General features: G+C 38.7%; 5 protein-coding genes. All 5 read right to left on the bottom strand.

Translation table 11 applies throughout. The features are described from left to right. Positions 1-22: 22 nt before the first annotated feature. The 5 genes from H5125_RS21310 to H5125_RS21290 all read right to left on the bottom strand — a co-directional run bounded on the left by H5125_RS21310 (position 23) and on the right by H5125_RS21290 (position 3,954). Positions 23-436, bottom strand: coding sequence for a hypothetical protein (locus tag H5125_RS21310; protein WP_182745416.1), 414 nt, complete (start codon positions 434-436; stop codon positions 23-25). A gap of 69 nt (positions 437-505) precedes the next feature. Next, positions 506-1,648, bottom strand: coding sequence for a lipase family protein (locus H5125_RS21305; RefSeq protein WP_162022462.1), 1,143 nt, complete (start codon positions 1,646-1,648; stop codon positions 506-508). A gap of 42 nt (positions 1,649-1,690) precedes the next feature. Next, positions 1,691-2,344 (bottom strand): DUF6795 domain-containing protein, encoded by a 654-nt coding sequence (locus H5125_RS21300; protein WP_162022461.1) that lies wholly within the window; start codon positions 2,342-2,344, stop codon positions 1,691-1,693. A gap of 241 nt (positions 2,345-2,585) precedes the next feature. Continuing rightward, positions 2,586-3,008, bottom strand: a complete 423-nt coding sequence (gene trxC / locus H5125_RS21295) for a thioredoxin TrxC (protein ID WP_162022460.1) — start codon at positions 3,006-3,008, stop codon at positions 2,586-2,588. Positions 3,009-3,522: 514 nt separating this feature from the next. Continuing rightward, complete coding sequence (locus H5125_RS21290; RefSeq protein WP_182745414.1) at positions 3,523-3,954, bottom strand: hypothetical protein; 432 nt, start codon at positions 3,952-3,954, stop codon at positions 3,523-3,525. Between the last annotated feature and the right edge of the window lie 788 nt (positions 3,955-4,742).

Here is a 4,742-nt window from a genome sequence, read left to right as displayed (position 1 = left end):
AAAAATATGAACACCTCTTCCATTAAAATGTCTTAGTTATATTATTTTCTTCCATAAAAGTATCAGCATTAACTGTAGCCATTATCCCCCCAAAAGAAATAGTGAACATAACTATAAATGGTATGGGTTTAAAAAAATCATTACTTAAAAATCCACTTCCATACCAGTGCATTAGTATCGCCGCTAAAAAGCACATAAATGCAAACTTATTTGCAAAATACATAAGTGGTATCTCAAATGCGCCAAGTGTTTTTTTCTTCTTAAGAAATTCAAGTGGGAGTACGAAATAAAAATTAACCGAAAGCAATGTCACAAAGCCTATTATAATCCCACTAGGAAAAAAGGAATAATAGCTAAAAACATCATACCCAATGGATAATGAATAGATTCCAACTAAAATCCAAAATAATATCAATGGCCCTACAATTAATCCCATACTCTCCCCCCAGCTAAATACAACTATTCAGATTAATTGTTGATATGTGCTAAAATCATTAAAGGCATATTACACATTTTTCATTGCATTTCTTGCTTGGTTATTAAGACGATCAAGAGTAATGTTAAAAACCCATTTTATGAATGAAAAAGTATACTTAATCACGGTAATAGCAGGTTTTCCTGCAAAAACAATCATATGCCCTAACAAGCCTTTTAACTGTTCTTCAAAGCCAACTGTATTGGCAAGATCACAAACAAATCTTGCCATAAGATCATAAGCAGTGGCAATTGTTGTCCCACCAGCTTGTATTGCCGCAATCAAACCGGTACCACCACCATCAATGATAAGTGTCATTAAAGCAGCTGCAATTTTATCAGCCCAATGTGAAGAATATGTCGTTTGTAATCTATTTTCGTAATTAAGAACGACTCGCTGATACATAGAACCAGCAACTTGGCTGTACATATCATCCCATTGTTCATAGTTAGTAGTATGAACATAACCGGGTGCTGTTTCCATACTATGGGCTTTAGGGCTTAAGCCCTGCTCTCTCACAGGCACATACTCACTGCCATTAATATGTACATGGCAGAAAGGCCAAACAGGAACTTTAGGGACAGGGTCAGAGCCATGAACACAGCGATATACTTTGTCAATGCGAGCGCTACTTTTAATCGCAAAGTCTTTATACCCAACTCGAGGACAGCCAAAAGTGTATAAGTAAACGGTTTTGTTATATGTAGTTTTTACCCAATTCGCGACTAAAGTTGCTAATGCACCGCCTAAACTATGACCAACACAATGGATAATACCTGTACTATTTAACACTTCAGGTTTATCTAAATAGTCAGCTAACCCATCTCTAAAAGATTCAAATGTTGTTTGAAAACCGGTATGGACTAAGCTACCTGAATCATTACTTTTTGAGTGGGCGGTTATATCGGTTACCGCATCAGCTAAAGTATTTGTTCCTCGTATTGCGATTACGTGGTCGCCTTTATGTTGCTGACTATGTCCTTGGCCAATAAGCAAAAAGCCTGTCGTTTCACGCCAAAAGAAACCACCTGACGATGCTTGCTGAACATCATCTGTACTAAATTTGAAATGCTTCTTGACTCTTCTATCTGGAAGTATTTTTCCAGAGGGATTCTTAATATCATAAGCTAGCAACGCTAGCAAAGAAGCTATATTTGGGGCTATAACACTCATATTTCATCCTTAAAATAAGTAGGCGAGACTAAATTAATAAATTTAGTCTTTTAAATCATCAAAACTCTTAATTTCTTCTAAATTTTCCCCATAATAAACAGAAAACAATTCACCTTCCCAATAACAAATAGAAGCTATCGGTTGGCTTGACCTCAAACCAAACTGAGTTAAATCGACTTCATATTGTAATTCTTTGTTTTGTAAGTCTGCATTTAATTGCATTAAATACTGATTTAAATAAGGTACTGAAGTCCAATTTTTACTTATAAACCAAAGCCAGTAATACTTATCTTCCCCATCTTTTATCTCGTCAAGATCTTTCTTAATGTAAATTTCTTGCCTAAGACGAGCATCTTGCCCAAAAATATTACCTGGGGCATTTGATTTAACTTTAACCTCTTTAAATGAAAACTCACCATTTGTATCGGTTAATGCATAGTCAATAACCGGTTCGCCTTTATCATAGCCACCATAGGAGAGCTCTCTAACAATCTCCATACCCGAAATTGGAATGCCATTCTTGATAATACGCCCTTTCACAGGAGCCGATAACTCAACCTCATATCGCTTCAAAAATCCAAACACAGCTTCATCTCCTTCGGGGTAAGCATATGAAATAAAAACGACCACAAATAAAAATAATGAAACAGTAAGCAATAGAAGATAACGATATTTATCAATAATATTTTTTAACATCCTCCCAACCTCTTGCTCAGCGATACATATCCATATCCATATCCATATCCATATCCGTTAGTAAAATAGAGATAGAACTGGTCTTTACTACTTATTGAGAACCTAATTTTAGCCAAAAAACCTTTCGTGATCTATAGCCCTATATGGTGTAACAAACGCACCAAAAACATCAAATTTACTAATCCATCATTCTATTTTTACATATGAATTAACAATATAAAAAGTATGCACTAATAAAAATTTACTTAATCGATTCAAGCCATTGGTTGAATGATGATGCAGGCAAGGCACCTGATTGCTGAGCGATAACCTTGCCTTGCTTAAATACCATCAGGGTTGGAATTGATCGAATATTAAATTGGGCAGCCAGGGCTTGCTGCTCTTCGGTGTTGAGCTTGCCAAAACGGAATTTGGGCTCCCACTTTTTAGCTGCTTGAGTAAATACTGGAGCAAAGTTTTTACACGGACCGCACCAGCTAGCCCAAAAGTCGACCACCAGCGGTAATTCTGATTTATTAGCATGGTGGCTAAAATTCGCTACAGTTAACTCTATCGATTCACCAACAAATAGGCTTTGTTTACACTTCCCACAGGTTGGTTGTTGTTCAAGACGTTCTTCCGGTACGCGATTTAAGGTATCGCAATGGGGGCAAGCTATTATCATGATTAGACCTCATCAACTTCATTATCGAGACTCTTTAATCATAAACCTTGTTGGTGTGTTAAACGAATAATCGTTTTAATTTTTTATCATATTATGGCCTGCGGGCACCAACGTCGTGGCGCTTCACCCACACCAGAGCAAAGGGGTAAAGCACTTGTACCCCTTTGCAAACCCTCAGCGTTCCGGCAACTTTTTCGCTTTTTAACCAAACAATAGCAGCGAAAAATTGCGACGGAAATTAATCCAGCTTTGAACCTCGTTTGTAATCGGCCTCGGCCTTACTCGAAAATGCTAACGCTTTCGATGGTACATCCTGTACCGCGAAAGCTAGCAGGCCATCCATGGCCAGCTCACGCTATTTTCTTCAACGGCCTCAAGTTCATTGTTGAATTCAAGCTTTTGCAAGCGTTACTAACTCGTTTGTGGACAGAAGCTTGTTAGTGCCCAAGCACTAACACTCACTCTTCGCATTATGATAAGTATGGTGAATTTAGGTTAACGCCATAGTATTTTGTTATAAAGCTCGTACGGGAAAGCCTTCTAAAATCTCATCTAGGTCTTCGATAATAGATTGGAGATAGGTTTGATCAAATCCTGTAGAGAACTTAAGTTTGTTTCCAACACCAACACTGTCCATGCAATTACCCTCTAATTCAATTCCACCTCTTCCATTCCCGGTTAGCTTGATTTCAAGCTGCCCCTCAAGACTGTCGAATGTAGCTGTACCTTTTAGGCAAGCATAGAGCTTTTGTACTTCTTTAGAGAACTTAACAAAATCATAGGTTTGAAAACTGGCAGGGAATTTACCACTGAAGCTTCCAAATGAAACACTAACAGAGCAAATAAACCAGTTATCATCAAAAGACTCACTGCTTGGAGAATGTTGATACTGTTCTACAGTGATCTCAACTTGCTCATTTGGAGAACAACCGATGGATAAACTCATACGTTCCTTGTGCTTTATAACGTTTTAGTATTTATGCGTTGCGGTGTTTGCAAGGCATAAATCGCTGGTTGGACTTAGTCGATGCCACATCCATATTAATCAACGTATGATGCTATAGGAATTTACTTTTTTACGGTAGTGGTATTTTGTACAACCTTTCGGCTAATTGCCTGTTCTGATTACACCTTTCAAGATGGGGTTTATTGTATTTCATCTTTTTCTTTGCTCGGTTATTGCCTTTTACCTAATACACCTAGCTAACACGAAATGAGGAAAAACGAGCAATATGCCTTGCTTGTAAAGGGACAGATTCAACTCTGAACTTGAGGCCGTTGAAGAAAATAGCGTGAAGCTCACATGGATGTGAGCTTAGCTTTCGCGGTACAGGATGTACCATCGGAAGCGTTAGCATTTTCGAATAAGGCCGAAGATGGTTAAATACGCGGCCAGAAGCTGGATTTATTTCCGTCGCGACCTTTTCGCTGTTTGAAAATGTTGCCGGAACGGCAAGGGTGATCCAAGAGGGGATTGCTGTTGATCCCCTTTTGGCCCGTGCAGGGTGGAACCTTGCGATGTTAATTCAAACGGAGTTTGAAAATTCTGGTGTGGGCGAAGCGCCACGACGTTAGTGGCCGCAGGCCATAACCTAAACAAGCTTTGGGGCATAAATGATTTGCATACTTTGCTTGCAGTTGGCGTGATTCAACTCTGAATTGAGGACGTTGAAGAAAATAGCGTGAGCCTGACAGGACGTCAGGCTAGCTTTCGCGGTACAGGATGTACCATCG

The sequence above is a fragment of the Shewanella sp. SR44-4 genome, assembly GCF_014163715.1.
In the GTDB taxonomy this organism is placed as follows: Bacteria; Pseudomonadota; Gammaproteobacteria; order Enterobacterales; family Shewanellaceae; genus Shewanella.
Note: the sequence above shows the minus strand (reverse complement) of the source record. Positions and strands in the feature narration are given on the sequence as shown.

Coding starts and splice junctions, on each gene's coding strand:
- H5125_RS21310 (WP_182745416.1), bottom strand. CDS start 436: ATGGGATTAATTGTAGGGCCATTGATATTATTTTGGATTTTAGTTGGA.
- H5125_RS21305 (WP_162022462.1), bottom strand. CDS start 1,648: ATGAGTGTTATAGCCCCAAATATAGCTTCTTTGCTAGCGTTGCTAGCT.
- H5125_RS21300 (WP_162022461.1), bottom strand. CDS start 2,344: ATGTTAAAAAATATTATTGATAAATATCGTTATCTTCTATTGCTTACT.
- trxC (WP_162022460.1), bottom strand. CDS start 3,008: ATGATAATAGCTTGCCCCCATTGCGATACCTTAAATCGCGTACCGGAA.
- H5125_RS21290 (WP_182745414.1), bottom strand. CDS start 3,954: ATGAGTTTATCCATCGGTTGTTCTCCAAATGAGCAAGTTGAGATCACT.